Annotated in this window: 27 protein-coding genes, 1 pseudogene and 2 riboswitches; of the genes and pseudogenes, 17 read left to right on the forward strand and 11 right to left on the reverse strand. The window is 70.7% G+C overall.

Translation table 11 applies throughout. From position 1 onward, the window contains the following. Nucleotides 1-46 precede the first annotated feature (46 nt). Nucleotides 47-1,309, reverse strand: coding sequence for a D-amino acid dehydrogenase (locus BLQ49_RS17070; RefSeq protein ID WP_091717757.1), 1,263 nt, complete (start codon nt 1,307-1,309; stop codon nt 47-49). Nucleotides 1,310-1,373: 64 nt separating this feature from the next. After that, a riboswitch (glycine riboswitch) is annotated at nt 1,374-1,489 on the reverse strand. Between the two features lies 1 nt (nt 1,490). Continuing rightward, nucleotides 1,491-1,593: riboswitch (glycine riboswitch) on the reverse strand. A gap of 158 nt (nt 1,594-1,751) precedes the next feature. On the opposite strand from BLQ49_RS17070, the gene BLQ49_RS17075 reads away from it, so the two are divergent. The 3 genes from BLQ49_RS17075 (at nt 1,752) to BLQ49_RS17085 (ending at nt 3,251) form a co-directional block, all read left to right on the forward strand. After that, nucleotides 1,752-2,087 (forward strand): hypothetical protein, encoded by a 336-nt coding sequence (locus BLQ49_RS17075; protein ID WP_091717759.1) that lies wholly within the window; start codon nt 1,752-1,754, stop codon nt 2,085-2,087. 183 nt (nt 2,088-2,270) lie between these two features. Further along, complete coding sequence (locus BLQ49_RS17080) at nt 2,271-2,552, forward strand: hypothetical protein (protein ID WP_091717761.1); 282 nt, start codon at nt 2,271-2,273, stop codon at nt 2,550-2,552. 93 nt (nt 2,553-2,645) lie between these two features. Further along, nucleotides 2,646-3,251 carry a glutathione S-transferase gene (locus tag BLQ49_RS17085; RefSeq protein ID WP_091718054.1) on the forward strand — a complete coding sequence of 202 codons (606 nt, stop codon included), beginning with the start codon at nt 2,646-2,648 and terminating at the stop codon, nt 3,249-3,251. Nucleotides 3,252-3,348: 97 nt separating this feature from the next. On the opposite strand, the gene BLQ49_RS17090 is transcribed toward BLQ49_RS17085, so the two are convergent. Continuing rightward, nucleotides 3,349-3,825, reverse strand: coding sequence for a DoxX family protein (locus BLQ49_RS17090; protein WP_091717763.1), 477 nt, complete (start codon nt 3,823-3,825; stop codon nt 3,349-3,351). 262 nt (nt 3,826-4,087) lie between these two features. On the opposite strand from BLQ49_RS17090, the gene BLQ49_RS17095 reads away from it, so the two are divergent. After that, on the forward strand, nt 4,088-4,840 hold the full coding sequence (locus tag BLQ49_RS17095; RefSeq protein ID WP_091717765.1) for a dienelactone hydrolase family protein: 753 nt from the start codon (nt 4,088-4,090) through the stop codon (nt 4,838-4,840). 173 nt (nt 4,841-5,013) lie between these two features. Here BLQ49_RS17095 and BLQ49_RS17100 read toward each other — a convergent pair whose 3' ends face one another. Then, nucleotides 5,014-7,062: a methyl-accepting chemotaxis protein gene (locus BLQ49_RS17100; protein WP_091717767.1), complete on the reverse strand. Its 2,049-nt coding sequence runs from the start codon at nt 7,060-7,062 to the stop codon at nt 5,014-5,016. Nucleotides 7,063-7,163: 101 nt separating this feature from the next. Continuing rightward, nucleotides 7,164-7,523: a winged helix-turn-helix transcriptional regulator gene (locus BLQ49_RS17105; protein ID WP_091717769.1), complete on the reverse strand. Its 360-nt coding sequence runs from the start codon at nt 7,521-7,523 to the stop codon at nt 7,164-7,166. A 107-nt stretch (nt 7,524-7,630) separates the two neighbouring features. Between BLQ49_RS17105 and BLQ49_RS17110 the strand changes: the two genes are divergently transcribed. Together BLQ49_RS17110 and BLQ49_RS17115 are read left to right on the forward strand one after the other, a co-directional pair. Next, a complete protein-coding gene (locus tag BLQ49_RS17110) occupies nt 7,631-8,650 on the forward strand; it encodes a zinc-binding alcohol dehydrogenase family protein (protein WP_091717771.1) in 1,020 nt (339 codons plus the stop codon). 10 nt (nt 8,651-8,660) lie between these two features. Beyond that, on the forward strand, nt 8,661-9,086 hold the full coding sequence (locus tag BLQ49_RS17115) for a cupin domain-containing protein (RefSeq protein ID WP_091717775.1): 426 nt from the start codon (nt 8,661-8,663) through the stop codon (nt 9,084-9,086). 156 nt (nt 9,087-9,242) lie between these two features. On the opposite strand, the gene BLQ49_RS30345 is transcribed toward BLQ49_RS17115, so the two are convergent. From BLQ49_RS30345 to BLQ49_RS17130, 4 genes and pseudogenes are all read right to left on the reverse strand, one after another. Further along, nucleotides 9,243-9,743, reverse strand: a complete 501-nt coding sequence (locus BLQ49_RS30345) for an MFS transporter (protein ID WP_244507638.1) — start codon at nt 9,741-9,743, stop codon at nt 9,243-9,245. Then, nucleotides 9,692-10,420: an MFS transporter gene (locus BLQ49_RS30350; RefSeq protein ID WP_244507639.1), complete on the reverse strand. Its 729-nt coding sequence runs from the start codon at nt 10,418-10,420 to the stop codon at nt 9,692-9,694. Before BLQ49_RS30350 ends, BLQ49_RS30345 begins: the two co-directional genes overlap by 52 nt. 57 nt (nt 10,421-10,477) lie before the next feature. Next, nucleotides 10,478-10,747: pseudogene (locus BLQ49_RS17125) on the reverse strand (type II toxin-antitoxin system RelE/ParE family toxin); the annotation flags it as partial. Between the two features lie 13 nt (nt 10,748-10,760). After that, the gene (locus BLQ49_RS17130; protein ID WP_091717779.1) at nt 10,761-11,024 is read right to left on the reverse strand and encodes a type II toxin-antitoxin system ParD family antitoxin; all 264 of its coding nucleotides are present in this window, start codon (nt 11,022-11,024) and stop codon (nt 10,761-10,763) included. A 296-nt stretch (nt 11,025-11,320) separates the two neighbouring features. Here BLQ49_RS17130 and uvrA point away from each other — a divergent pair, with 296 nt between their 5' ends. From uvrA to BLQ49_RS29740, 8 genes are all read left to right on the forward strand, one after another. Next, the gene (uvrA, locus tag BLQ49_RS17135; RefSeq protein WP_091717781.1) at nt 11,321-14,437 is read left to right on the forward strand and encodes an excinuclease ABC subunit UvrA; all 3,117 of its coding nucleotides are present in this window, start codon (nt 11,321-11,323) and stop codon (nt 14,435-14,437) included. Between the two features lie 516 nt (nt 14,438-14,953). Beyond that, nucleotides 14,954-15,934, forward strand: a complete 981-nt coding sequence (locus BLQ49_RS17140) for a transporter family protein (protein ID WP_091717783.1) — start codon at nt 14,954-14,956, stop codon at nt 15,932-15,934. A gap of 217 nt (nt 15,935-16,151) precedes the next feature. Beyond that, nucleotides 16,152-17,126, forward strand: a complete 975-nt coding sequence (locus BLQ49_RS17145) for a S1C family serine protease (RefSeq protein ID WP_091717785.1) — start codon at nt 16,152-16,154, stop codon at nt 17,124-17,126. 169 nt (nt 17,127-17,295) lie between these two features. Continuing rightward, a complete protein-coding gene (locus tag BLQ49_RS17150) occupies nt 17,296-17,562 on the forward strand; it encodes a GCG_CRPN prefix-to-repeats domain-containing protein (protein ID WP_091717787.1) in 267 nt (88 codons plus the stop codon). A 272-nt stretch (nt 17,563-17,834) separates the two neighbouring features. Next, nucleotides 17,835-17,981, forward strand: a complete 147-nt coding sequence (locus tag BLQ49_RS17155) for a DUF1127 domain-containing protein (RefSeq protein WP_091717789.1) — start codon at nt 17,835-17,837, stop codon at nt 17,979-17,981. 82 nt (nt 17,982-18,063) lie between these two features. Next, nucleotides 18,064-19,485, forward strand: coding sequence for a methylenetetrahydrofolate--tRNA-(uracil(54)-C(5))-methyltransferase (FADH(2)-oxidizing) TrmFO (gene trmFO / locus BLQ49_RS17160; RefSeq protein WP_091717791.1), 1,422 nt, complete (start codon nt 18,064-18,066; stop codon nt 19,483-19,485). 186 nt (nt 19,486-19,671) lie between these two features. Next, a complete protein-coding gene (locus tag BLQ49_RS17165) occupies nt 19,672-20,874 on the forward strand; it encodes a Zn-dependent hydrolase (RefSeq protein WP_091717793.1) in 1,203 nt (400 codons plus the stop codon). Between the two features lie 76 nt (nt 20,875-20,950). Then, on the forward strand, nt 20,951-21,091 hold the full coding sequence (locus BLQ49_RS29740) for a hypothetical protein (RefSeq protein ID WP_167627726.1): 141 nt from the start codon (nt 20,951-20,953) through the stop codon (nt 21,089-21,091). A 56-nt stretch (nt 21,092-21,147) separates the two neighbouring features. Here the strand turns inward: BLQ49_RS29740 and BLQ49_RS30635 are convergent, their stop codons facing one another. Next, the gene (locus BLQ49_RS30635) at nt 21,148-21,867 is read right to left on the reverse strand and encodes a CatB-related O-acetyltransferase (RefSeq protein WP_091717795.1); all 720 of its coding nucleotides are present in this window, start codon (nt 21,865-21,867) and stop codon (nt 21,148-21,150) included. 410 nt (nt 21,868-22,277) lie between these two features. On the opposite strand from BLQ49_RS30635, the gene BLQ49_RS17175 reads away from it, so the two are divergent. From BLQ49_RS17175 to BLQ49_RS17185, 3 genes are read left to right on the forward strand one after another with little or no spacing between them, the layout of a single operon-like run. Next, complete coding sequence (locus BLQ49_RS17175; protein ID WP_244507640.1) at nt 22,278-22,934, forward strand: PadR family transcriptional regulator; 657 nt, start codon at nt 22,278-22,280, stop codon at nt 22,932-22,934. 30 nt (nt 22,935-22,964) lie between these two features. Continuing rightward, on the forward strand, nt 22,965-23,870 hold the full coding sequence (locus BLQ49_RS17180; RefSeq protein WP_091717797.1) for a glycosyltransferase family protein: 906 nt from the start codon (nt 22,965-22,967) through the stop codon (nt 23,868-23,870). Beyond that, nucleotides 23,867-24,853 (forward strand): glycosyltransferase family 2 protein, encoded by a 987-nt coding sequence (locus BLQ49_RS17185; protein WP_091717800.1) that lies wholly within the window; start codon nt 23,867-23,869, stop codon nt 24,851-24,853. Before BLQ49_RS17180 ends, BLQ49_RS17185 begins: the two co-directional genes overlap by 4 nt. On the opposite strand, the gene rutD is transcribed toward BLQ49_RS17185, so the two are convergent. Beyond that, nucleotides 24,813-25,607, reverse strand: coding sequence for a pyrimidine utilization protein D (gene rutD, locus BLQ49_RS17190; protein ID WP_091717802.1), 795 nt, complete (start codon nt 25,605-25,607; stop codon nt 24,813-24,815). The genes BLQ49_RS17185 and rutD overlap by 41 nt on opposite strands. Further along, on the reverse strand, nt 25,604-25,990 hold the full coding sequence (gene rutC, locus BLQ49_RS17195; RefSeq protein ID WP_091717804.1) for a pyrimidine utilization protein C: 387 nt from the start codon (nt 25,988-25,990) through the stop codon (nt 25,604-25,606). Before rutC ends, rutD begins: the two co-directional genes overlap by 4 nt. Nucleotides 25,991-26,022 lie beyond the last annotated feature (32 nt).

A 26,022-nucleotide genomic window follows, 5' to 3' on the forward strand; every position in this document is an offset into this window, starting at 1 on the left:
TGACAACCCGCCAAAGGGCCGCAGGCCCTTTGGAAACCCGAGAGACTTAGGCCGCCAGGGACAGGACCGTCCGCTCCGGTGCGTGCTCGGCGGCGATCGCCTCGGCGACGAGCTCGGCCGTGGCGCCCGAGAGGGTCCAGCCGAGATGGCCGTGGCCGGTGTTGTAGAACACGCCCGGCCGGCGGCCCCGGCCGACCTTGGGCAGCATGTTCGGCAGCATCGGACGCAGGCCGCTCCAGGCCACCACCCGGTCGGTGTCGACCAGCGGGAACTGCTCCCGGGTCCAGTCGATCAGCGGCTGGATCCGGTCATGGCGGATGTCGCGGTTGAAGCCATTGAACTCGGCCGTGCCGGCGACCCGCAGGCGCTCGTCGCCCAGCCGGCTCGTGACGATCTTGGCCGCCTCGTCGAGGATGCTCACCTCCGGCGCCGCCTTCTGCGCCTCCGGCGTCAGCAGGTTCACGGTGATCGAGTAGCCCTTGACCGGGTAGACGTTGACCCGGTCGCCCAGCATCGCCGCGAAGTGCCGGCTGGCGCAGCCCGCGCAGATCACCACCGCGTCGGCCTGCACGACCTCCGGCGCCTCCGTGGGCCGGCCGGCCCGCCGCCAGCCGACGGCGTAGCCCCCCTCCCCCGGCGCGATCGTCGCGACCTCGGCGTCCTGGATGAAGCGGACGCCCTTGCGCGCGCAAGCCGCTGCCAGGCCCCGGGTGAACTTGTGGATGTCGCCGGTGGCGTCCGAGGGCGTGAAATAGCCGCCGTGATAGCGGCCGGCGAGCGTCGGCTCGATGGCGCGGATCTCCTCCGGCGTCACGGCGTAGCGCTCCAGGCCCCCTTCCCGCAGCAGGGCGTTGACGGCCGTGGCCTGCTCGAAGCTCGCCCGGTCGCGGTAGAAGTGCAGGATGCCGCGGGTCTTCAGGTCGAAGTCGATCCCCTCGGCCTCCGCCATGGCGAACAGGGCCGCGCGCGCCTTCAGCGCCAGCCGCACGGTCTCCACGGTGTTCTGGCGGTAATGGGCGATCTCGCGCATGAACTCCGCCATCCACGACAGCTTGTGCCAGGAGGGGGTGGGGTTCATCAGCAGCGGCGCGTCGCGGCGCATCATCCACTGCACGCCGTGGAGTACCGTGGAGAGCTTGTTCCAGACCTCGGCGTTGCAGGCCGAGAGCTGGCCGCCATTGGCGAAGGAGGTCTCCATGGCGGCGTAGCGTTGCCGGTCGAGGACGGTGACGCGGTAGCCGCGCTGGGCGAGCGCGTAGGCGGTCGTCACGCCGGTGATGCCGGCGCCGATCACGGCGATGTGGGTCATGGGGTGTGAACTCCGGAACGAGGACGCGGGAAGGCCGCCTCAAGCGGTCGGCCGGTTGCGCGCCCCATCTGTCCCGGTGCCTGAGAGCTTGATCCGCATCCGGCCCTGGCAAGGCCTTCCGGCGGACGTCCCCTTCGGCGGGTGCCCACGGGCTTGCCCGCTGCACCGCTCTCCAGATTGCCCTGACGACACGGTTCCGGTGCCTGAGAGTTTCCGGGGCGGTTGCTCCGTCGGCGCCGGGTCCCCCTCTCTGGGCGGATCCCGGTCTCTCCCGCATCGTCGCGATGGGCTGATCCCTGGATACCCCGATTCGGCGCCTCCGGAGAAGCCCGGATTCCCGGCACCCAGCGGGTTCCGCGGACAGCCCGTGTGCGCTGTCACCGCCCGGGAGCGATCCCGGCCGCCGGCGGTTGGGAGGAGATCCGAAGGAGGAGCCGACCCGATGCTGACCAGGACCGCGATCTACGAGGGCACGGTGCGTGACGGCCGGGAGGACGAATTCTTCCGCCGGGTGCGGGACGAGCTGGAGCCGTTCTGGCGGCGTTTCCCGGGCGTCACCGCGGTGCGGGTCCAGCGCCTCCGCTCCAAGGATGCGGATGCGCGGCCGATCGCCATGATCCTGGAGATGGATTTTCCCGATCAGGCGGCGCTGGACGCCTGCCTCGCCTCGCCGATCCGCCCGGAATCGCACGCCGCCACCGAGGCGGTGATGCAGATGTTCGACGGCCGCTTCTATCATCTGGTCAGCGAGGGCCGGACCCTGCCGCCGGCCGGTTAGGGCGCTCTGCGCCGGAACGGGTACCGGCTGCACGATATTGGCTGACTGTTAACCGTGATCTTCGTCAGTCTCCGCCGGGTAATCAAATCTATGCGAGACAGTATCGACTGAAGACCAGTGTTAATGCTCTCGATCTAGTCTCTGCCGGTACGGGGTTCCTCTCGGTTTCAGGCGGACGGCGCGATGGCGAAGTGGATACCCGGCGCGGCTGTCTTCGGCCTCCTGTGTCTGATGATCATTCCCGCCCCGGGCATCTGGGGCGTGCTGATCGGTGCCGCCTGCGTGCTGGCGATCATCGGCAGCCTGTGCATGGTCCTTCTGGACCGGACGGCGACCGCCCTCCTGGCTTGGCGCGAGGCTTGGCGCGAGGCTTGGCGCGAGGCTCGGCGGGCGCGCGCCCGGCAGGCACGCGAAGGCCGGACCCGGGTGGTGCATGCCGGCCCCGGGATGACGCGGAAGGTCTGACCGGCCGGCATCGCGCCGGGGACTGGATTCCCCGCTCCATCGGTGCAAGGTCCCGGCGGCGCCAGCGCGGCGCCGGCCAACCGGGACGGTCCGATGAAGCTCTTCTATTCCCCCGCCTCCCCGTATGCCCGCAAGGTGCTGGTTCTCGCCCACGAGACGGGGCTGATCGACCGGATCACCGTGACGGCCGCCACCGCCTCCCCGACCGGTTCCGCCGCGGAGGTCGCCGCCCACAACCCGCTGGGCAAGATCCCCGCGCTGGTGCTGGAGGACGGGATCGCCCTCTACGACAGCCGGGTGATCTGCGAGTATCTCGACGGCCTCTCGGACGGCCCGCACCTGTTCCCCGAGGGCTCCGCCCGCTGGGACGCGCTGACCCGGCAGGCGCTCGCCGACGGCCTGCTCGATGCGGCGCTGCTCACCCGCTACGAGCGCGTGCTGCGCCCGGAGGAACGGCGTTGGGAGGCCTGGGAGGCGGGCCAGACCGGCAAGATCACGGCGGCGCTCGACCGGTTCGAGGCCGTGGTGGCCGACATGCCGGTGCTGGACATCGGCACCATCGCGATGGCCTGCGCGCTGGGCTACCTCGACCTGCGCTTTCCCGATCTCGCCTGGCGCGAGGGCCGTCCCGCCCTGGCGGCGTGGTTCGCGGTCGTGGAGGGTCGGCCTTCCATGGCCGCCACCGTGCCGAAGGGCTGAACCCCGTCCGGGTTTCGAAAGGGCGAGCCCTTTCGCGGGTCCAGGGCGGAGCCTTGGACTCTGTCAGGGCCTTGCCCTGACAACCCACCAAAGGGCTTCAGCCCTTTGGAAACCCGGACTCGGCCGCGTAGGGATGGGTCGAGCCGAGCGGATCGGTGAGGAAGTCCTGGACCGTTCCTGCCCCCGTGCCGAAGGTGATGAGCAGGAAGCCGCCCGCGAGGGCGAAGTTCTTCAGGAAGTCCCAGAACAACTCGCGGCCCTTGCCGCCGGACCAGAAATCGCCCGGTCGCCAGAAGGGCTTCCACAGGAGCGCCGTGACCCCGCAATAGCCCGCGAGCACGAAGGCGGCGGCCCGGTCGGCGGTGCCGGTCAGGATGCACAGCGACATCCCGATCTCGACCCCGAGCCCGACGAGGATCAGCAGCGTGGCGGGCGCGGTGGCGTGTACGGCCTCGCGCGCCTGCCCGACCGCACCCTTGAAGTTCAGGATCTTGTCGAGGGCGCTGAACGGCAGGAACAGCAGCACCAGGAGCAGGCGGACGCCGAACGCGATCGCGACGCTGAGACTGGCCATGAGCGTGAGCTATATCCTGATCCGGCCCCGAGGCCCTCGCTCGATCACCTAGGGCGTGATCGGGGAAGGAGAATCCGGTTCGTTGAGGGGTGAACGCACTTGGGTTGGCTATGGGGGTGTCCGCTTGGGATGGAAATTGGTCAAGCAGCTTAGAGAGCGAAAGACACGAATAGCCGTCGTTGATCAGAAGCGTTGATGGCTTCGGGCGTGATCGTCGGCAGACATGGTTGCGGTGTGGCTTTGAACGAAGAACGAGGGCGCCATGCGCTTCACCCGATCCCTCACCCTGGCTCTCACGATCTGTTTCCCCGCAACGGCAGCGGAAGCCCGAGCGTCAAGGGATCATCTCACCGTACCGACATCCAATGGCGGAACGCTGGTCGAAAGCTTCGGGACCTGTGCGGAGCCGACATGCCCGGTGGTTCTCATTCTGAGTGGAAGCAAAGGCTTTGGAACTCCTGCCTACGACGAGTTAGGCTGGGCTTTTCGGAAGGCGGGTCTGAACGCCTATCTCGTGCACATTCTCTCGGTTGACGATCTCAATGCTATCGCCTCAGCGAGCGGGGCAACGGCACGGATCGCCTACTATGCGCGACGACTGCCGGATTGGGTTTCGAGCGTTCGAGAGGTCGCTTCGTATCTCGCCGCGCAGCCGCACTCCGGTCGGGTCGGCGTGCTTGGCGTATCTCTTGGGGCACAAACCGCTTCGGCCGCTTCGGTCGGTCGATCTGATATCGATGCTCTCGTTCTCGTTGATGGCGGCTTTCCGAACAGCTTTGCGCAGCCCGTGCGATCATTGCCGCCGTTGCTGCTGATCTGGGGAAGTGCGGACAAGACATTCCCGTTGTCGGTCGGCCGGGAGCTAAAGCAGACAGCGGAACGCCTCGGCCGGTTCGTGTCGCTGGACGTGTATCAAGGTGGCTCGCACGACTTTTTCCTGAAGGCCGCAACACAGAGCGCGCGGGACGCTCATCAGAGCGCCGCCGATTTCCTGAAGGCGCGCCTGGCGCAGTAGGCTACCCCACTACAGGACGGCGCGGACCATGTTTGCTTCCAGGAAGTCGAGTTCTGTCATTGAACGGCTTTGAAGGGTCGCAAGCAGTCACCCCAAGGTCAAGCACAAGTAGGCCCGGACCCGAGGGTCATCACACCATCACGCCCGAGACACGGGCGCCGAGCCCCCGCCCCTCAGGCCGCCCGCACCCGTGCCAAGAACCCCGCCACGGCCGCGCGCAGGGCGCCCGCCTGCCGGGAGAGGTCGCCCGCCGCCTGCAGCACCTGGGCCGAGCCCTGGCTCGCCGTGTCCGCCGCCTCGCCCACGCCCGCCATGTGCCCCGAGACCCCGCGGGTGTCCTGCGCGGTCTGCGCCGTGGTCCGGGCGATCTCGGCGGTGGCCGCGCCCTGCTCCTCGACCATGGCGGCGATCTCGGCGCCGATCCGGGCGAGGTTGCGGATCACCCCGGTGATGCCGCCGATCGACCGGACCGAGGCCTCCGTGGAGCCGGTGATCTCCGCGACCTTGGCGCCGATCTCCTCGGTCGCCCGGGCGGTCTGAGTGGCCAGGTCCTTCACCTCGGCCGCCACCACCGCGAAGCCGCGGCCGGCCTCGCCGGCGCGCGCCGCCTCGATCGTGGCGTTCAGCGCCAGCAGATTGGTCTGACCGGCGATCGAGGAGATCATCGCGACGATCTCCCCGATGCTGCCGGCGGCCTGCGCGAGGCGCCGGATCTCCCCGGCCATGCCGTCCGCGTCCCGGGTCGCAGAGGCCGCGAGGTCGGCCGAGGACCCGACCTGGACGCCGATCTCCCGGACCGAGGCGGTGAGCTCTTCGGTGGCCGCCGCCACCGTATCGGCCGAGCGCGCGGCCGAGTCGGCGGACACGGCCACCGCCCGGCCGAGATCGGTTGTGTCCTGGGCGGCCCGGGCCATGCCGCGGGCCGAGGCTTCCAGCTGGGCGGCTGCCGCCGAGACCGCCCCGACGATGCCGCCGACCTGGCGCTCGAAGCTGTCGGCGAGGTCCAGGGCGACCGCCCGCTGGGCGGCGGCGGTCTCGGCGGCGAGCTGCTCCTGCGCGGCCCGGGCGGCGCGGCGCTCCGCGACGCTGTCGCGGAAGGCCAGGGTGGCCGCGGCGATCGCCCGGACCTCGCGCGGGCCGCCGGACGGGATCGCGTGGTCGTCCGTCTCCTCCGCCCGGCCGATCGCCGTCAGCACCGCGGCCATCCGGCTGAGCGGCCGGGCGATCGCCGTGCCGAGCCAGACCGCGAGACCGACCGAGAGCGCGAACAGGGCCAATCCCCCCGCGCCCCAGAGGGTCAGCATCCGGTCGGCCCGGGCGCGTACCGAACCGGCGGCGGCCACGAGATCGGCGGTCAGCCGGTCCTCCACCCCCTTCAGGGCGTCGATGCGCTGCGTGGCGAGGCGGAACCAGGCCGGCGCGTCGCGGAACGCCAGGGGTGCGCCCGGCATCGTCTCCTGGGCAGCCTGGCGCAGGCGCGCCACCTCGCGCGCCGGCTCCGTCGCCTCCGCGGCGTCGAGGAGGGCGGCCTGGGGCGGCTCGGCCCCGGCCCGGAACAGGCCGGCATAGGTCGTCTGCTCGGCCGAGAGCGTGACGAGCCGGCGCGCGGCCGGAAGGTCCAGGCTGCCCGACGCGAAGGCCGCCGAGGCGGCGGCCCGTTCCTGGCCGGCGGCCTCCTTGAGCGCCAGGAAGGCCGCGTAGGCACTCGCCCGGGCGGCGAGGCCGGCCTCGTCGATCACCCCACCCATCCCGCGCACGAGGCTGAGCCCCTCGCCGATCAGGGCGGTGTAGAAGCGCGCCGCCTCGGGGGCGCTGGGCGTCAGGGCGTCCACCCCCCGGCGCTGGGCCGCGAGCCCCGCGAGGGCCCGGTTGAACCCCTCCCCGCGGGCCGCGAAGGCCGGGCCGAAGCCCGTGGCGGCCGTTATGGCCTCCGGCAGGCCCGCCAGCGCCGCATCGGTGCGCTGGCGCTGGGCGGCGAGTTCCGGCCCGAACTGCGCGCCCTTCGCCCCCAGGAACAGGCTGGATGCGCCGCGCTCGCGCTGGGCCTCGTGCACGAAGGCACTGATCCGCGAGGCGAGGCCGACGAGGTTCTCGACCCGGTCCATCTCGGCGCGGCGCGCCCACTGGTCGGAGACGGCCAGACCCGCCGCCCCCGCGAAGGCGAGGCAGGGGGCGAGCGCCACCACCAGGATGCGGGCGCGGAGCGAGGAGAGGAGACGCATCGGACGATCTGACAATGTTTCGCAGGAGACGGTTTACCATCCCGTCAAGTGCTGAACATCCGGTTATAGGTCACCGCCTCAATCCGATTGGATCTGCATGATCATGCGGCGTTCTGGACGGGATCTGCCTGATCGGCGTGCAGATCGCCCCAGGTCTTCAGGGCGCGGATGACAGGTTCCAGGGAGCGCCCACGCTCGGTCAAGCTGTATTCCACCTTCGGCGGAACCTGAGCGTAGATCTTGCGCGTGATCAGGCCGTCCGCCTCCATCTCGCGCAACTGATTCGTGAGCATGCGCTGCGTCACGCTGGCGAGCCGTCGCCGGATCTCGCTGAATCGCAGGGTCCCCTCCAGCAGATGGTAGAGGATGACGCCCTTCCACTTGCCGTCGATGAGCCGAAGGGTCGCCTCGACGGCGCAGCCCGGGCTGCAGGCGCCGGTATGGTGACGGGTGCGGGCCATGGGGTCCTTCTACGGTATCATTTCCGGCACTATCGGCTTTTTATGTGCGTACTTGCAGCCCGTGAAGGGCCGCGGCATCTCCTGCCTGACAGCCGGAGGAGATCACGATGCGCGCCGTCGGATACCGCAAGTCCCTGCCGATTACCGATCCCGAAGCCCTGATCGATTGCGACCTGCCCCAGCCCGAGCCCGGCCCCCGCGACCTGCTGGTGAAGGTCGCGGCGGTCTCGGTGAACCCGGTCGACACCAAGGTCCGGCGCCGGGCCGAGCCGGAGGCGGGCGGCGTCAAGGTCCTGGGCTGGGATGCGGCCGGCACCGTCGTCACCGCGGGCGCTGAGGTCCAGAATTTCACCGTGGGTGACGCGGTGTTCTACGCCGGCGACCTGACCCGGCCGGGCACGAATGCCGAGTACCATTGCGTCGATGCCCGCATCGTCGGGCACAAGCCGAAGAGCCTCGACTGGGCGCAGGCCGCCGCCCTGCCGCTCACCGCGATCACCGCCTGGGAGACGCTGTTCGACCGGCTCGACGTGGGCAAGCCGGTGCCGGGCGCGGCCCCGGCGATCCTGATCGTCGGCGGCGCCGGGGGCGTCGGCTCGGTGGCGATCCAGCTCGCCCGGACGCTCACCGACCTCACGGTGATCGCCACCGCGTCGCGGCCCGAAACCGCGCAATGGTGCCGGGATCTCGGCGCCCGCCACGTGGTCGATCATGCCAAGCCCCTGGCGGCGGAGGTGGCCTCCCTCGGCCTCGGCGCGCCGGGCCTCGTCTTCTCCACCACCAACACCGACGATCACCTCGCCCAGATCGTGGAGCTGATCGCCCCGCAGGGCCGCCTCGCCCTGATCGACGATCCGGAGCAGCTCGATGTCGGGCTCCTCAAGCGCAAGAGCCTGTCGCTGCACTGGGAGTTCATGTTCACGCGCCCGCTATTCGCCACCGCCGACATCGCCGCCCAGGGGGCGCTCCTCGACGAGGTCGCGCGCTTGGTTGATTCCGGGCGCCTGCGCACCACCCTGGGGGAGCATTACGGGCGGATCGACGCCGCGAACCTGACGCGCGCCCACGCGCTGATCGAGAGCGGGGGCGCCAAGGGCAAGATCGTGCTCGAAGGGTTTGCCGATTGAGGAGGACGGGATGGCGGACGCGGTGGGGACCGGCCTCTTCGACGTGGCGGCGCTGGCGGCGGCTCTGCCCGACAGCGCCCAGACGCTCCTGGTCGACACCTACCTGACCGACCGGGAGGCGGCGAGCGCCCGGGTGTTCCGGGTCTATCGCCCGACCCCGCCGCACTATCACGCCACCTGCGACGAGTACCTCTACTGCCTGTCGGGCCGGGGCCGGGTCTGGCTGGGCGATCCGGCCGCCGAGACGGCGTTCGGCCCCGGCCAGCTCCTGTTCTTCGAGAAGGGCACCGTCCACGCGATGCCGGCGCTCGAGCCCGGGGATCCGGTGGTGTTCCTGTCGATCGACACGCCCCGGCGGGCGCCGACCGACATCATCTTCGTGAACCCGGAGGACGGCACGCCCGCCACCTTCATGGCGCGCAACGCGGAGGGGTGAGCTTCGAGGATCCCGGGGGTTCCCAAAGGGCTTCGCCCTTTGGCGGGTGCTCAGGGCGGAGCCCTGAGATCTTCGGCCCTGAGGTGTTTCCCAGGGCTCTGCCCTGGACCCGCGAAAGGTCCCGACCTTTCGAAACCATGACGTGGGATCAGGCGCTCAGACCCGCAGGGAGCGCCCGGCCGCCGCCACGCCGACCAGCAGGGCCGCCACGATCAGGAAGGCGGCCGGCAGGCCGAGCGCCTGCGCCACGAAGCCGATCAGGGCCGGACCCGCCAGCACCCCGGCATAGCCCAGCGTCGTGACCGCCGGCACCGCTACGCGCGCGGGCATCGCGGTCTGGCGGCCCGCCGCGGTGAACAGGACCGGGACGATGTTGGCGCAGCCCGCCCCGACCAGGGCATAGCCGGTGAGCGCCGCCTCCCAGGCCGGGACGACCACCGAGAGCGCGAGCCCCGCGGCCGCCAGCAGGCCGCCGAGGACCACCACCCGCCCCCGGCCGAGCCGGGCCACGATCGCATCCCCCCCGAGCCGGCCGGCCGTCATGGTGACCGAGAAGGCCGCGTAGCCGAGCGCTGCCCAGGCCGGATCGAGCCCGCGCTGCTGGATCAGGAACACGGCGCTCCAGTCGAGGGCCGAGCCCTCGGTGAGGAACACCACGCAGCAGAGCAGCCCGAGCCCAAGCACCGGACCCCGGGGCAGCGCGAAGGCGGGACCCTCGCTCCCCCTCCCCGCTCTGCCCGCAGGATGCCGGGCCAGGCCGCCGCGAACAGAGCCGCGATGCCACCGACCAGCAGCAGCACGCTCCCGCCCGCCCCGAGCCCGGCGGCCAGCAGGGCGCTGGCGATCAGCGCCCCCAGGATGCAGCCCAGGCTGTAGAGGCCGTGGAAGCCCGACATCATCGGCCGTCCACCGGCGCGCTCCACCGCGACGGCCTGCAGGTTCATGACGCAATCCACCGCCCCCATCCCGGCCCCGAACAGCAGGAGCGCCCCGGTGAGCGGGACGAGCCCGGAGGCCAGGGCCAGCACCGGCAGGGCGAGGCCGAGCGCCAGCGTTCCGGCGAGCAGGACCGGCCGGTATCCGAGCCGCGCGGCCGCCGCCCCGGCGCTCGGCATCGCCAGGAGCGAGCCGATCCCGAAGGTGAGGAGCAGCAGGCCGAGCCCGGCCTCATTGAGGCCGGCGCGATCCTTCACCAGCGGCACCAGCGGCGCCCAGGTGGCGTTGGCGATCCCGACGATCAGGAACAGCAGCCGCGTGGACAGGCGCTGCCGGGCTGCGGTGCGGTCATCGGACCCGCTGAGGGCGGCCGGATCGGTCGCGTCGAGCGTTGGCATCAGCACCTGTTGATGGAGTCGCGTCTCGGGGGTGAGGCGGCGCAGCGAAAGCCTGCGCTACAGGTCGAGCCCCCTCACGCTGCGGCCGTGGATGATGGCCAGGATCAGGACACCGCCCTCCGCCGGCTCGTACAGGATGACGTGCGCGGCGTAATCGTGTCGGTGCACGCCGGGCCGGATCGCGTCGGCCTTCCGGCCCATGCGGGGATTGTCGGCCAGGAGCCGGAAGACGTGTTCCAGCCCGCCGGCATAGGCTTCCGTTTGGCGGATACCGAACTGCCGGTAGCCGGAGACCGCGATGTCGGACAGATCCGCTTCAGCCCGCGCCGTGAGGGTATAGTCACTCGTTCAGCGGTTGATCGGACTGCGCGTGCTTCCTGGCCCGGGCGAGGATCTCGGGGACCTTGCGGCGGCTCGGTTCTCCGGCGCGGGCCTCGTCGACGATTCGGCGCAGATCCTCGAGCGTCAGTTCTGTCTGGGCGCGCCGCTCGCGGTCACGGCGCACGAGGTCGCGGACGTAATCGCTCGTGCTGGCATAATCGCCCTGTCTGATCTGCGCCTCGATCCACCCCTTCATCGGGTCGGGCAAGGAAATGGTCGCCATCGGGCCTCCATCGTCCGCCCGGAAGAATCACGCGTCCGAGGATAAGCCTTTTTCACAAACTCTCTTAGAGGCCGGGGCTTCGATGATGCCACCCGCATCGCCGCCGCACGGAGCGGTTGCCGCCGTACGCGTTTCGTTCTAGCAAGGGCGGCGCATGACGGGCCTGCGTCCCGCCGGCCGCATCTTGCCGTGGGCCCCCTCGGGCTCGACATGAGCCGGAGCGGCGGCTGGCCCGCGCGCGAATCCGTCCGACTTCGTCGATGCCTCGGTCGACGCCGCGAAAGACCGCCGCCCTCATGGCCAAAGCCCAAGCTGGAAGTCGTGTCGCAAGCCGCGCCGGCGCCGCGCAAGCCGCTCCCAAGGCTGCCACCAAAGCCCCTTCCAAGACGGCTCCGAAGGCCCCGGCGGCTGCCAAGGCCTCCCAGTCCAAACCGGTTCGCGCGAAATCCAGCCCCCCCGGTGCCCGCAACGAGGCCGCCATCGACGCCAAGCTGGAGGCCCTGTTCGACGCCGCGCCGACCCCCGTCGAGGATCGGCGGGTGATCGCGGTCCGCGGCGCCCGGGAGCACAATCTCAAGAACGTCGATCTGACCATCCCGCGGGACAAGCTCGTCGTGTTCACGGGGCTGTCGGGCTCGGGCAAGTCGTCGCTCGCCTTCGACACGATCTACGCCGAGGGGCAGCGCCGCTACGTCGAGTCGCTCTCGGCCTATGCCCGCCAGTTCCTAGAGATGATGTCGAAGCCCGATGTCGATCAGATCGACGGGCTGTCGCCGGCGATCTCCATCGAGCAGAAGACCACCTCGAAAAATCCCCGCTCCACCGTGGGGACGGTCACCGAGATCTACGACTACATGCGCCTGCTCTGGGCGCGGGTCGGCATCCCCTACTCGCCCGCCACCGGCCTGCCGATCGAGAGCCAGACCGTCCAGCAGATGGTCGACCGGGTGTTGGAGTTGCCGGAAAAGACCCGGCTCTACCTGCTCGCTCCCGTGGTCCGCGGCCGGAAGGGCGAGTACCGCAAGGAAATCGCCGAATACCAAAAGAAAGGTTTTCAGCGGCTGCGCGTCAACGGCGAGTATTACGCCATCGACGACGTGCCTAAGCTCGACAAGAAGTTCAAGCACGACATCGACGTGGTGGTCGATCGGATCGTGGTCCGGGCCGATATCGGCTCCCGGCTGGCGGATTCCTTCGAGACGGCGCTGGAACTCGCCGACGGCATCGCGGAGGTCGTGTTCGCGGACGCGCCCGAGGGCGAGGCGCCCCGGACCATCACCTTCTCGTCGCGCTTCGCCTGCCCGGTCTCGGGCTTCACCATCGCGGAGATCGAGCCGCGATTGTTCTCGTTCAATAACCCGTTCGGCGCCTGCCCCACCTGCAGCGGCATCGGCCACGAGATGCGGATCGATCCCGAGCTGGTGATCTCGGACCCCGGCTTAAGCCTGAAGCGCGGCGCGGTCGGTCCCTGGGCGAAATCGACCTCGCCCTATTACGGCCAGACCCTCGACGCGCTGGCCGAGCATTTCAGCTTCAAGACCAGCGTGCCCTGGCAGAGCCTGTCGGAGACGGCCCGCAGCATCGTGCTGTATGGGTCCGGCAAGCAGGCGGTGCGCTTCGCCTACGACGACGGCTTGCGCAAATACACGGTCAACAAGCCGTTCGAGGGCGTGATCCCGAACCTGGAGCGCCGCTACAAGGAGAGCGACTCGGACGCCGTCCGGGAGGAGATCGGGCGCTTCATGAGCGAGACGCCCTGCGCCGCCTGCGGCGGCAAGCGGCTGAAGCCCGAGGCTCTGGCTGTGAAGGTCGCCATGGCGGACATCGCCGACGTCACGGCCCTCTCGGTCAGCGAGGCGCATCGCTGGTTCTCGGAGCTGCCCGAGAAGCTGACGCCCAAGCAGAACGAGATCGCGGTCCGGATTCTGAAGGAAATCCGCGACCGGCTGAGCTTCCTGGTGGATGTCGGCCTTGAATACCTCACCCTCGCCCGCGGCTCGGGCTCGCTCTCGGGTGGCGAGAGCCAGCGCATCCGGCTGGCCTCGCAGATCGGCTCGGGGCTGACCGGCGTGCTCTACGTGCTGGACGAGCCCTCGATCGGCCTGCACCAGCGCGACAACGAGCGGCTGCTCGGCACGCTCAAGCGCCTGCGCGACCTCGGCAACTCGGTGATCGTGGTCGAGCACGACGAGGACGCGATCCTGCAGGCTGATTACGTGGTCGATGTCGGCCCCGGCGCCGGCATCCACGGCGGCGAGATCATCGCGCAGGGGACCCCCGCCGAGGTGCTGGCCAACCCGGCTTCGCTCACCGCCAAGTATCTCACCGGCGAGATGGCGGTCCGGACGCCCACCGCGCGCCGAAAAGGCCGGAAGGGCAAGCTCGGGCTGTTCGGGGCCCGGGGCAACAACCTCAAGGACGTCGACGTCGAGATCCCGCTCGGCACCTTCACCTGCATCACCGGCGTCTCGGGGGGCGGCAAGTCCACCCTGGTGATCGACACGCTCTACAAGGCCGTCGCAAAAAAGCTGAATGGCGCCCTGGAGCACCCGGCCCCCTACGGGCGGCTGGAGGGGCTGGAGCACCTCGACAAGGTCATCGACATCGACCAGTCGCCGATCGGGCGCACCCCGCGCTCGAACCCCGCCACCTATATCGGCGCCTTCACGCCGATCCGCGACTGGTTCGCGGGCCTGCCGGAGGCCAAGGCGCGGGGCTACCAGCCCGGCCGCTTCTCGTTCAACGTCAAGGGCGGGCGCTGCGAGGCCTGCTCGGGCGACGGCGTCATCAAGATCGAGATGCACTTCCTGCCCGACGTCTACGTCACCTGCGACGTCTGCAAGGGCAAGCGCTACGACCGCGAGACCCTGGAGGTGAAGTACCGGGGCAAGTCGATCGCCGACGTGCTCGATTCCACCGTCGAGGAGGCGGCCGAGCTGTTCAAGGCGGTGCCGGCGATCCGCGACAAGCTCGAGACCCTGAAGCGGGTCGGCCTGCACTACGTCCATGTCGGCCAGCAGGCCACCACCCTGTCGGGGGGCGAGGCGCAACGCGTGAAGCTGTCCAAGGAGCTGTCGAAGCGCGCCACCGGCCGCACCCTCTACATCCTCGACGAGCCGACCACCGGCCTGCACTTCCACGACGTCGCCAAGCTGATGGAGGTGCTCCACGAGCTCGTGGACCAGGGCAACACGGTGGTGGTGATCGAGCACAACCTCGAAGTGATCAAGACCGCCGACTGGGTGATCGACATGGGCCCGGAGGGTGGCGACGGCGGCGGGACGATGGTGGCGCAGGGCACGCCCGAGGAGATCGCCCGCGCCAAGGCCAGCCATACCGGCCGGTTCCTGCGCGAGGTGCTGGAGCGGCGGCCGGCCACGCAGAGTGCCGCGCGCCGCAGCGCCGCCGAGTAGCCGGATAGGCGCCGGTCCGACGCGGCAGTTTTTGCCGGGTTCCCGATCGGGACCGGTCGCCACGGGCGGTGATTCGAGCCGTCGCCCCGCCCTCCACCCCGGCGCGGGCCCGACCGGACGCCGATTTGAGGCCGTTCCGGATCGCTCTGCCCCGGCCGGCCTCCTGCCCAATCCTGCACCGGGGCTTGCCGGATTCTCCCGGGATCCGCGGCGACAACAGCTTGACCGTTCAACGATATTTTGCCGGAGACGACCTTCGGAACCCATCCTGTGGACAGTGTTGCATCGCCGCAAAAATGCGGCTTTTGGGCAACGGTTGGGCTGGTTCTGGCAATTCAGCGAGCATTCCACTGTCTTTCCGAGGGTCTCTGTAGAATAGTCGCAGACGTTGAGACGGGCAGGCTCCGTGGGGGCGCTCGACACATCCGAAGCCGGCAGCCGCACTGGGCGAGCAGACCGGCAGGGAAGTGCCGAATGCGGGACGGATGCCTTGGGACCTTGGGAAGGAATGAAAAAATGATGAAGAACTGGCTCGCGGCCGGATCGGTCGCGCTCACGGTCGGCATGACCTCGACGATCGCGCAGGCGCAGACCACGACCGTTCCGGGCGAGCAGGTCGGTCTCGCCGTCGGCGCCCCGCTGCCGGAGGGCATCTACGCCATCAACACGTTCACCTACCGCCGCACCGACGGCCGGAACGATCCCGATACGGCCGTCAACATCCCGGTCCTCGTGTGGTCGACCCCGCTGGTGCCGTTCGGCGGTCGCATCGAGCTGCTCGTGGCGCCCCCGACCGTGTTCGCCTTCACCCGCAACCCGGCCGGCGTGCGCAACAAGGACATCTCGATCAACGTCGGCACCTTCGTCGGCGGCATCTGGGCCTTCGATCTCGGCAGCAACTTCGGCGTCAGCTTGCTCGGCGGCGTGTACCTGAACGACCTCAACGGCGACCGCGGCTCGATCATCACGGCGAACGGTACGACGGCCACCCCGGTCCTGCCGCAGCTCTCCTCCAACACCTACCGCTTCGGCGTCGCCGGCAGCTACACCGGTGACGGCTGGAACATCACCGGCAACCTGACCGCCAACATCTACGACTCGCCCGGCCGCTTCGGTGGTCCGGTCGGTGCGGCCCTCGGCCCGTTCTACCTCTCGAACGCCCTGAACTTCGACATCACCGCGACGAAGAAGTTCGGCAACTTCGAGATCGGCCCGGTCGCCTACGGCACGTATAACTTCGACATCAGCCAGTACAGCGCGGCAGCCGGCAACCGCGGTCGCTTCGCCATCGGCGGCCTCATCGGCTACGACTTCAAGATCTTCACCGTCCAGGCCTACGTCGCCCGCGACGTCGTGACCGGCGCGCAGTTCACCAACGCGTTCGGCCGCACCCGCAGCGACTACTCCACCGACGGCTGGATCCGGTTCATCGTGCCGCTCTACTCGCCGGCCCCCGCCGCTTCGCCGGTCCCGGCGCCGCTGGTCCGCAAGTACTGAGACGCGCAAACCCGCTCCCCGCTGCGCGGGGACCGGACAGCTGCGATGGACCGCCCGGCCCCGGCCGGGCGGTCCTCTTCGTTTTCACCCCTGCGGCAATGGTGTGCGGGCGGCCCCTCATGGGTGTCGCGCGCCGCGCGGACATCCTATCTTGTCCTCTTCGGGCATCCGGTTCCGGCAGGGTGCGGACGCGCGCAAGGATTCGCGAAGGACTCTCATGGCGACGCAGGGCGAGTGGAAGATCCCCGCGCAGGCCCAGCCGCGGCCCGCGGATTACGGCTACGATCTCGACCGGGCGCTCTCGGCGGTGCTGGCCCTGTCGACCCGGGTGCCCGACGGCGCCTTCACGGCCGAGACGCTGGGCACGGAGCGCGCCGGCAACGGCGTGGTGATCCGGGAGGACGGCCTCGTGCTCACCATCGGCTACCTCGTCACCGAGGCCGAGAGCGTCTGGCTCACCACCCGGGACGGCCGCTCGGTGCCCGGCCACGTCCTCGGCTTCGACGCCGCCACCGGCTTCGGCCTCGTCCAGGCGCTCGGCGACCTCGGCGTGCCGGCCCTGCCGCTCGGCCGTTCGGCCGGGTTGCGGACCGGCGACCGGGCGGTTCTGGCGGGGGCGGGCGGGCGCCAGCGCTGCGTCGCCGTCGAGGTGGTCGCCCGGCAGGAATTCGCGGGCTACTGGGAATACGTCCTGGACGAGGCGCTGTTCACGTCCCCCGCGCACCCGCACTGGGGCGGCACCGCGCTGATCGGCCCGCAGGGCGAACTGCTCGGCATCGGCTCGCTGCAACTGCAACAGGGCGGCTCCGGCAGCGCGCGTCCGATCAACATGGTGGTGCCCATCGACCTGTTGCCGCCGATCCTCGACGATCTCGCAACCCGCGGGCGGGCGAACCGGCCGCCGCGTCCCTGGCTCGGCCTCTACGCCACCGAGAGCGAGGAGGGCATCGTCGTGATGGGGCTGGCCGATGGCGGCCCGGCCGAGACCGGCGGCCTCCAGGCCGGCGACGTGATCGAGGCGGTGGCCGGCGAGCCCATGGCGGATCTCGCCGCCCTGTTCCGCAGCGTCTGGGCGCTCGGCGAGGCGGGGGTGCGCGTGCCGCTCACCATCCGCCGCGATGGCCGCGGCGTGAAGCTCGCTCTGGTCTCCGCCGACCGGGAGCGGTTCCTGCGCGCGCCCTCGCTGCATTGACGGCGCGGAAAGCCGCGGCCGTGAAACCGCGGCTTTCCGCGCCGCGTTGCCCGAAGGCCGCTGCAAGCCTGTACCCGATACAACCTCTGGCTCAGCATCGGTTCAGGCAGCGGAGCCGAATCTCTTTCGACCGGCTGCCGATCGCCGGAGGACGAGAGGAGATCCAGTCATGACGCTTCTGAGCGCACCGCGCGCAAAGGCGCTCGTTATGGCCGCCGCGATCGCCGGCGGCCTCGGGCTCGCCGGTTCCGCCCAGGCGGCCGGGGGCTGCGGCCCCGGCTTCCATCCCAATCCCTGGGGCCTCTGCCGCCCGAACTGGGGACCCCGCCCCTACGGCTACTGGCGCAGGCCGGTCTATTACGGCGGCTACGGCTATGTCCGGTCGCGGCCCTATTACCGCCCCTACGGCTTTTACGGTCCGCGCCCGTTCTACTGAGGCACGCCCGGAGCGATATCCCGACAGGCAGGGCGCCCCACCGGCAGGTGGGGCGCCCTTCGCATGTGCGGCAGGCGTCATATGCGCCTAAAGAATGACCATTCGTAAAGCTTGCCGAGATCTTAAGCGGGTCATGCGATAGCCGCAGGTCTGATGCTTGACCTTTCGACTCCTGCTGCGCCGCAGCGGGCTTATATGTGCGTTGCACCAACAAGAGGCATCGATGCGCAAGGAAGCGCCGTCGTTTGCCCAAGCAGAGGTCAAAGTACATCATGTCCGCCGCCCGTAGCGTCCTGAGCCGCGTCCGCGCCTATCTCCGGTACCGCGACACGGTCACCCAGCTGTCCCGCCTCTCGGATCGCGACCTGGCCGATCTCGGCATCAACCGCAGCGAGATCCGCGGCATCGCCCGCGTCTGATCCCCGACCGCGCGTTTCACGAGACCCCATCGAAGGACCGTCGCCCGTTGATCCGGGCGGCGGTCCTTCGCTATTCTTGGGCATGACACAGACCATCCACATCGTCGGCGGCGGCCTCGCCGGGTCCGAGGCCGCCTGGCAGGTGGCCGAGGCCGGCCATCGCGCCGTCATCCACGAGATGCGCCCGGTGCGCGGGACCGAGGCCCACCAGACGGACGGGCTGGCCGAACTCGTCTGCTCGAACTCCTTCCGGTCGGACGATCCCGAGGGCAACGCCGTCGGGCTGCTGCATCAGGAGATGCGCAGCCTTGGCTCGCTGATCATGCGGGCGGCCGATGCCAATCAGGTGCCGGCGGGCGGGGCGCTGGCGGTCGATCGCGAGGGTTTCTCCGTCGCGGTGACCCGGGCGCTGGAGCAGCACCCCAACGTCACCCTCGTCCGTGGCGAGGTCGCGGGGCTGCCGCCGGAGGACTGGGGGTCCTGCATCGTCGCCACCGGTCCGCTGACCGCCCCGGCGCTGGCCGAGGGCATCCGCGGGCTGACCGGCGCCGAGTCCCTCGCCTTCTTCGACGCCATCGCGCCGATCCTCCACCGCGACTCGATCGACATGGAGGTGGCGTGGTTCCAGTCGCGCTACGACAAGCCGGGCCCGGGCGGCACCGGGGCCGACTATCTCAACTGCCCGATGACGCGTGAGCAGTACGAGGCCTTCGTGGACGCCCTGGTGACGGGTGAGAAGATCGGGTTCAAGCAGTGGGAGGGCACGCCCTATTTCGACGGCTGCCTGCCCATCGAGGTGATGGCCGAGCGCGGGCCCGAGACCCTGCGCCACGGCCCGATGAAGCCCGTGGGCCTCACCAACCCGCGCGACCCGCTGGTCAAGCCCTGCGCGATCGTCCAGCTGCGCCAGGACAACGCGCTCGGCACGCTCTACAACATGGTGGGCTTCCAGACGAAGCTGACCTACGCCGAGCAGGTGCGGATCTTCCGCACGATCCCCGGCCTGGAGCGGGCCGAGTTCGCCCGCTTGGGTGGCCTGCACCGGAACACCTATCTCGACAGCCCGCGCCTCCTCGACGCCACGCTCCGGCTGAGGGCCCGTCCAGCCTTGCGCTTCGCCGGCCAGATCACCGGCTGCGAGGGCTACGTGGAGAGCGCGGCCGTCGGGCTGATGGCCGGCCGCTTCGCGGTGGCCGAGGCCGCGGGGCAGCCCCTCGCTCCCCTGCCCCAGACCACGGCGCTGGGCGCGCTGATCGCCCACATCACGGGCGGCCATGTCGAGGCGGACGGCGAGGCCAACGCCCCGCGCTCGTTCCAGCCGATGAACGTCAATTTCGGCCTGTTCCCGCCCCTGGCGCAGGCCCCGCGCAACGAGACCGGCCGCCGCCTGCGCGGACCCGAGAAGGCGGTCCTCAAGAAGCGCGCGCTGACCGACCGGGCCCGGGCCGACCTCGCCGCCTGGATGGCGCAGCCGGCGGACCGGACGCCCGTCGCGGCCGAGTAGCGCCAAGTCCCGGTTTCAAAAGGGCGAGCCCTTGTGCGGGTGCAGGGCAGAGCCCTGCTGGGCTTGGGCGAAGCCCAAGGGTCGGGGCCCTGCCCCGACACCCCGCCAAAGGGCTGCAAGCCCTTTGGAAACCCGGACCTGCGCACGGGCCTTGCACGGTCCGGACGCAAAGCCTCCGGGGACCTTATGACCGAGATCGACACCCAGGCCTTTCTGGCCGACCTGTACGCATTGCGGGAGATCGGCCGGTTCCGCACCGGCGTCCACCGCCCGACCTTCTCGGCCGACGACATGGAATCCCGCCGCTGGCTGATGGCCAAGCTGGAGGCCTGCGGGCTGGAGGCCTCCATCGACGGGATCGGCAACGTGTTGGGGCGCCACCGCGGCCCCGGCCCGCATCTGCTGGTCGGCAGCCATATCGAGACCCAGAACGAGGCCGGCTGGCTCGACGGGGCGCTGGGGGTCGTGGCCGGCGTGGCGTTGGCCCGGGCCGGGCTGCCGGTCGATGTGGTCGCCTTCGCGGATGAGGAGGGGCATTTCTCCGGCGGCTTCCTGGGCAGCCGCTCGGCGGTCGGCGATCTCACCGAGGCCGAGATCGACGAGGCCCGCAACCGCACCGACGGCACGCCCCTGCGCGCGGCGCTCGCCACCGCCGGCCTCGCCGGCCTGCCCCGGATGCGGCTCGACCCGGGCCGCTACCGCGGCTTCCTGGAGATGCATATCGAGCAGGGCACGCAGCTCGAATCCGCCGGGCTGCATCTCGGGGTGGTGAGCGGCATCGTGGCGATCTGGCAGTTCCGGATCGTGTTCGACGGCAACCAGGACCATGCGGGCGGCACCACCATGGCGGAGCGCCGGGACGCGGGTCTCTCGGCGGTGCGCCTGCTCGCGGCGATCGACCGGGAGTTCCCAAAAGTCTGCGGCCCGCGCAGCACCTGGACCACGGGGCGGATCACCCTGGATCCCGGCGGCTACAGCATCATCCCGGGCCGGGCCGAGGTGTTCTTCCAGTTCCGCGACGTGGCGATGCCGGTTCTGGAGCGGATGGAGGCCTGCCTGGAGGCGCTGGTGCGCGAATCGAACCGGCGCGAGCGCTGCCCCGCCACGCTGACGGCCCTCTCCAAGGCGATCCCCGCCCCCTGCGACCCGGACCTGATGCGGGCCCTCTCGGAGGCCGCCGAGGCGGTCTGCCCGGGCGGCTGGCAGGTCATGCCCTCGGGGGCCGGCCACGACGCGCAGAACGTCGCCCAGATCCTGCCGGCCGCGATGCTGTTCGTCCCCTCGATCGGCGGCATCAGCCACCACTGGGCGGAGGATACCAGCGACGCCGACTTGGTGCTGGGCGTGCGGGCGCTGGGCGCGGCAGCGGCCCGGGTGCTTGCCGGGTGAGGTGGCCGACCGCAACCGGCTGTGCAACGCCCGCACGGTTCAAGCCGTTAGCTTCGGTCGGTGTCGGAGCGCGGTCATGCGGATCCACAAGGAAGGGACCTTCGACGGGGTCTGGACCGTCTTCGTCGGCCCCTGCCTCTGCTTCAGCGACCTGAGCGAGACGGAGGCCGACGCCCTGATGGCGGCCTTCGCGCGGCTCGCCGCCAGCAGGGCCTGACCCCGCCCCCTGGCTCATCGTCCCGTCGGCCGGACGCCACCTTTCTGGACGATGCCCTATCCCCCGGGGACCAGTGAGCGGAGCGGGATCGGCTCCGGCCGGTATTCCTGCATCCCGCCGGCGATCCGCTCCTCCACCGCGTCGAGGAATTTTTCGGGATCCGTGATCGAGCATTGGCGCAGGTCCCAGAAGGCGTAGCGCCACCATTGCACCTTGAGGTAGCGCTCGATCAGCGCGTCGGGGAAGCGCATCTTCACGATCCGGGCCGGGCTGCCCGCCACGATCGCGTAGGGCGGCACGTCCTTGGTCACCACCGCCATCGCGCCGATGATCGCCCCATCGCCGATCGTGATGTCGGGCATCAGGAAGGCGCCGTGGCCGATATAGACGTCGTTGCCGATGCGCACGCGCTTGGGCCAGAGATAGGGCCCGCAGATCTCGTAATCCTCCGCCCGCGGATCGGCGCGGTCGAACACGGCGGAGTGGTGCGTGTAGAACAGCGGTGAGGTCGAGCCGCAATGCACCGGATGGCTGCCGCGACCGACCTGCACGCTCTCGCCGATCGAGCAGTAGCGGGCGATGTCGGCGCCGAAATAGTATCCGCTCACCGCGTACGAGAACGCCCCCATGGTGAGGCAGTAATCGACGCCCATCCACTTGATGCTGCACGGCGGCTCGAAGGTGCAGTCCTCCGGCAGGCCGAACGGGGCCGGATGCAGCACCGAGATGCCCCGCCGCAGCATCTCCTGCTTCATGTCCTCGTTGACGGAGATCATGCGGCGTCCTCGTCGATGGGGTGTTCGGGCGCGGCCGGTGCCGGGCCCACGCTAAGGGGATCGCGCATCGGATCGGCGCGTGCCGCCGCCGTGCCATCTACGGACCGCTGGATCCGCCCCGCAGCGTCGGTTCGACCCAGTCCGGCGGAGCTGTGGCGCAGCCCCGAGCCCTGCGGAGTCGCGTTCACCGCATGCCGTCACGGGGCGCGGTCGCGGCGCGGATCGGTTCATAGGCGGCTGTCGGGCAACGTCGGAGATGCGGGTGGGGCCGGGATGGCGGCGGTGGCCCGTCGCACTAACGGAACCGGCCGAGCCCGTAAACTCCGGAGCGTCCCGACGCAGCCGAGAGCCGTGCACCACGGCGCCGGCCCACAACCCTTGCTGACGATGCGGTTTCGATATATCTAAACATGAACGATCTCGAATGCGAGCCGATCATCATGCATCCCAACTTCATGGACGCGTTCCGCGCCGACCCCTTCGACGCCTACCGGTTCCGGGCCCATCGCGGTCCGATGGGCGGGGATCATCCCCGCGGCCGTCACGGGCACCCCGGCCGCGGCCCCGGCGACCGCCGGATGTTCGGCCGCGGGGGCCGCGGCGACCTCGCCCGCTTCTTCGCCCATGGCGACCTGAGGCTCGTGATCCTCCATCTGATCGCCGAGAAGCCCCGGCACGGCTACGAGATCATCAAGGCCATCGAGGAGCGGGTCGGCGGCGCCTACAGCCCGAGCCCCGGGACGGTCTACCCGACGCTGACGCTGCTGGAGGAACTCGGCCACGTCACGGTGACCCCCGGGGAGGGCACCAAACGGCTGCACACGATCACCCCGGAGGGCCAGGCGGTCCTCGACGGCAACCGTCCGACCCTGGAAGCCATCCTCGCCCGGATGGCCGAGGCCGAGGCCGCCCTGGGCGAGGGGCCGCCGCCCTCCCTGGTGCGCGCCAAGGAGGGGCTGAAGCTCGCCCTGCAGATGCGCCTCGCCCGCGGCCCGCTCAGCGCCGAGCAGACCGCCGCCATCACGGCCGCCCTGGAGGCGGCGACCGCCGCGGTGGAGCAGGCGTGAGGCGCCGCGATCCCCGGCGGAGGCTGCACGGTGCCTGATCCGCGATCCAGCCGCTGCGCCCTCGGCGTCACCCTGTTCCGGCCGGGCCGGGATCAGGTGGAGCGCGTCCTCGCCCAAGCCGCGGTCGCGGGCGCCACGGTGATCGCCTTCGACAATGGCGGCCTCTCGGCGGCGGACGCGGCGCGCCTCGTCCACGCGGGCGTAAATCTGCTGTCGGCGGGGCACAACATCGGCATCGCGGCGGCGCTCAACCGGATCGCCGCGTCTGCCCGGGACGCCGGGGCGGAGACGCTCCTGCTCCTCGATCAGGATGCCGAGCCGCCCGAAAACCTCGCCGCCGGTCTGCTCGCCGCCCTCGGAGCACTGCGGCGGGCCGGGATCCCGGCCGCGGTGGTGGGCCCTGCCCCGGCGCCGGCCGCCGGCCACAAGGCGCCCGCCTATCCGCCGCGCCCCGGCGTGCCGGAGAATGGCGCCCTCGCCCCGGTGCAGTTCCTGGCGACCTCGGGGTCGCTGATCGACCTCGCCGCGTTCGAGCGGGTCGGCCCGTTCCGGGACGACTTCTTCATCGACGGGGTCGAGCTCGAATGGTGCTTTCGCGCCTGGAGCCGCGGCTACGGCTGCTACGTTGCCCGCGACGTCGCGATCCCCCATCGGGTCGGCGGCGGGGTGATCCGGGCCTTCGGGATCGCGATGCCGCGCCAGCCCCTGTTCCGCATGGCGACCTACCTGCGCAACGCCGTCTATGCGTGGCGGCTGCCGCACGTGCCGCTGCGCTGGAAGCTCGCCCAGGCCGCCTACCTGCCGCTTCAGGCCGGGCTGTACTGGGCGGATTCGGGCTTCCGGCCCGCTGTGCTGCTGCGGCTCCTCGGAGCGGCCGGTGACGGCGCCCTGGGCCGCCTCGGGCCGCCCAAAGGTTTGCCCAAGGATCTGCCGTGACCGACCGCCCCGCCCTCCCCCCGGTCCTGGACGTGGTGATCGTCAACTGGAACGGGGGTGCGCTGCTGCGCGCCTGCCTCGCGAGTCTCGCAGGCGTGCAGGACGCCGCATCCGTGCAGGTGATCGTGGTCGACAATGCCTCGACCGACGGCTCCGTCGAGGACCTGCCCCCAGATCTGTCCCTCTTGCCCCGCCCGCTCCGGCTGATCCGCAACGTGGAGAACCGCGGCTTCGGCCGGGCCTGCGACCAGGGTGCCGCCGCGGGCGAGGCTCCCGTGATCCTGTTCCTCAACCCCGACACGCAGGTGGAGCCCGACGCCCTTGAGCTGGCCCGCGCCGCGCTGATGGCCGATCCGCGGACCGGGATCGTCGGCGCCCGGCTGGTCGATCCCGACGGGCGGACTGCGCGCTCCTGCGCCCGGGCGCCCACGGCGCTCGGCCTCCTCGGTCGCGCCCTGGCGCTGGACCGGCTGGGCCTCGTGCGCCCGCACTTCCTCCTCGAATGGGACCACGCGGAGGACCGCGCCGTCGATCAGGTGATGGGCGCCTTCCTGATGATCCGCCGCGACCTGTTCCAGGCGCTCGGCGGGTTCGACCCGCGCTTCTTCGTCTACTGGGAGGATGCCGATCTCTGCACGCGCGCCCGGGCGGCGGGGTTTGCCGTGCGGCACGTGGCCGGGGCGGTCACCCGCCATCTCGGCCAGGGCACGACCCGGCAGGTGCGGGCGCGGCGGCTGTTCTACTTCCTGCGCAGCCAGATCCTCTACGCCGGCAAGCACCACGGTATCGCTGCGGCCCTGGTGCTGATCGCGGCGAGCTTCTGCGCGCAGGTGCCGCTCCGGCTCGCCCTGGCGCTGGCTCGCCGGTCTCCCGGGGAGGCCGCGGAGGTGCTGCGCGCCGCCGCACTCCTCGCCGCGGCCCTGCCGCAACTCGCGGGTTCGCTCATGCGGGGCGATCGAGGAAGTCCAGCAAGGCCCGGTTGAAGGCCTCCGGACACGTCACGCTGTGGGCGTGGCCGCCCTCGGGGGCGAGGACGAGGCGGGCCCGGGGCAGCGCCGCCGCGAGGCGCTCGGAGCGCGTGTAGGGCACCAGTACGTCGTCCCGGGCGGCCATCACCAGGGTCTCGTGCGGGATGCGCCCGAGCCGGTCGGCGATCGCGAAGCGCTCCAACGCGCCGATGCGCGTGAGCACGGTCTCGGCCCCGGGGAAATGCGCCAGGGCGTGGGCCTCGTCGGCCGCGACCCGCTCGGCCTGAGCGGAGAGCCAGGGGGCCGGGTACAGGAAGATCGCCTGCGCCCGCACGAAGGCCTCCGGCCCGCCCCCGGCCAGGATCGCCCGGCGGGCCGCGAAACAGCGGCGCGTGGCCGGGTCCAGGGCGTCCCAGCCGTTGATCACCACGATCCGCCCGACCCGCCCGGGCGCGACGAGCGCCATCTGCAGGGCGATCAAGCCGCCCAGCGCGTGACCGACGACGTCGGCGCGGTCGATCCCGGCAGCGTCCAGCACGGAGAGCGCGTCCCGGGCCATGGCGGGGATATCGTGATCCGGGCCAAGCCGGTCGGGCGACCGCCCGGTCCCGCGATGGTCGTAGGTCACCACCCGGAACCGCGCCGTGAGCGCCGCCATCTGCGGCGCAAAGTACCCGGCCCCACCGCCGAGCCCCGGCGAGAGCAGCACCGGCTGCCCGTCCTCCAGACCCGTCACCGCATGGTGGAGCGAGGCCGCGCCGATGCTCATCGGCCGACATGCGCCACGGAGGCGATCTCCACCAGCGCGTCCGGCTTCACGAGGCCGCACTGGATGCAGTAGCGCGCCGGCTTCTCGCCGGGAAAATACGCCGCGTAGACCGCGTTGATCGCCGCGTAATCGGCCCAGTCCTTCAGGAAGACGTGGTTGAAGGTGACATCGTCCATCGTGCCGCCCGCGGCCTCGACCACGCCCTTGATGGTCTCCAGCACGTGCCGGGCCTGGGCGGCGGCGTCGCCGACATGGACGACGTTGGCCTCCGCATCGAGGGGCAGCGTGCCCGAGACGTAGAGCACGCCGTCGGCCAGCGTCCCCGGCACGTAGGGGGCGAGCGGCTTGCCCGTCCCCGGCGGAATCACGACCTGCTTCGGCATTTTTTCGGACTTTCGCGGTGCGGGTGCCGGGA

Origin of the sequence: Methylobacterium phyllostachyos, from assembly GCF_900103445.1 — a bacterium.
Taxonomy (GTDB): Bacteria; Pseudomonadota; Alphaproteobacteria; order Rhizobiales; family Beijerinckiaceae; genus Methylobacterium; species Methylobacterium phyllostachyos.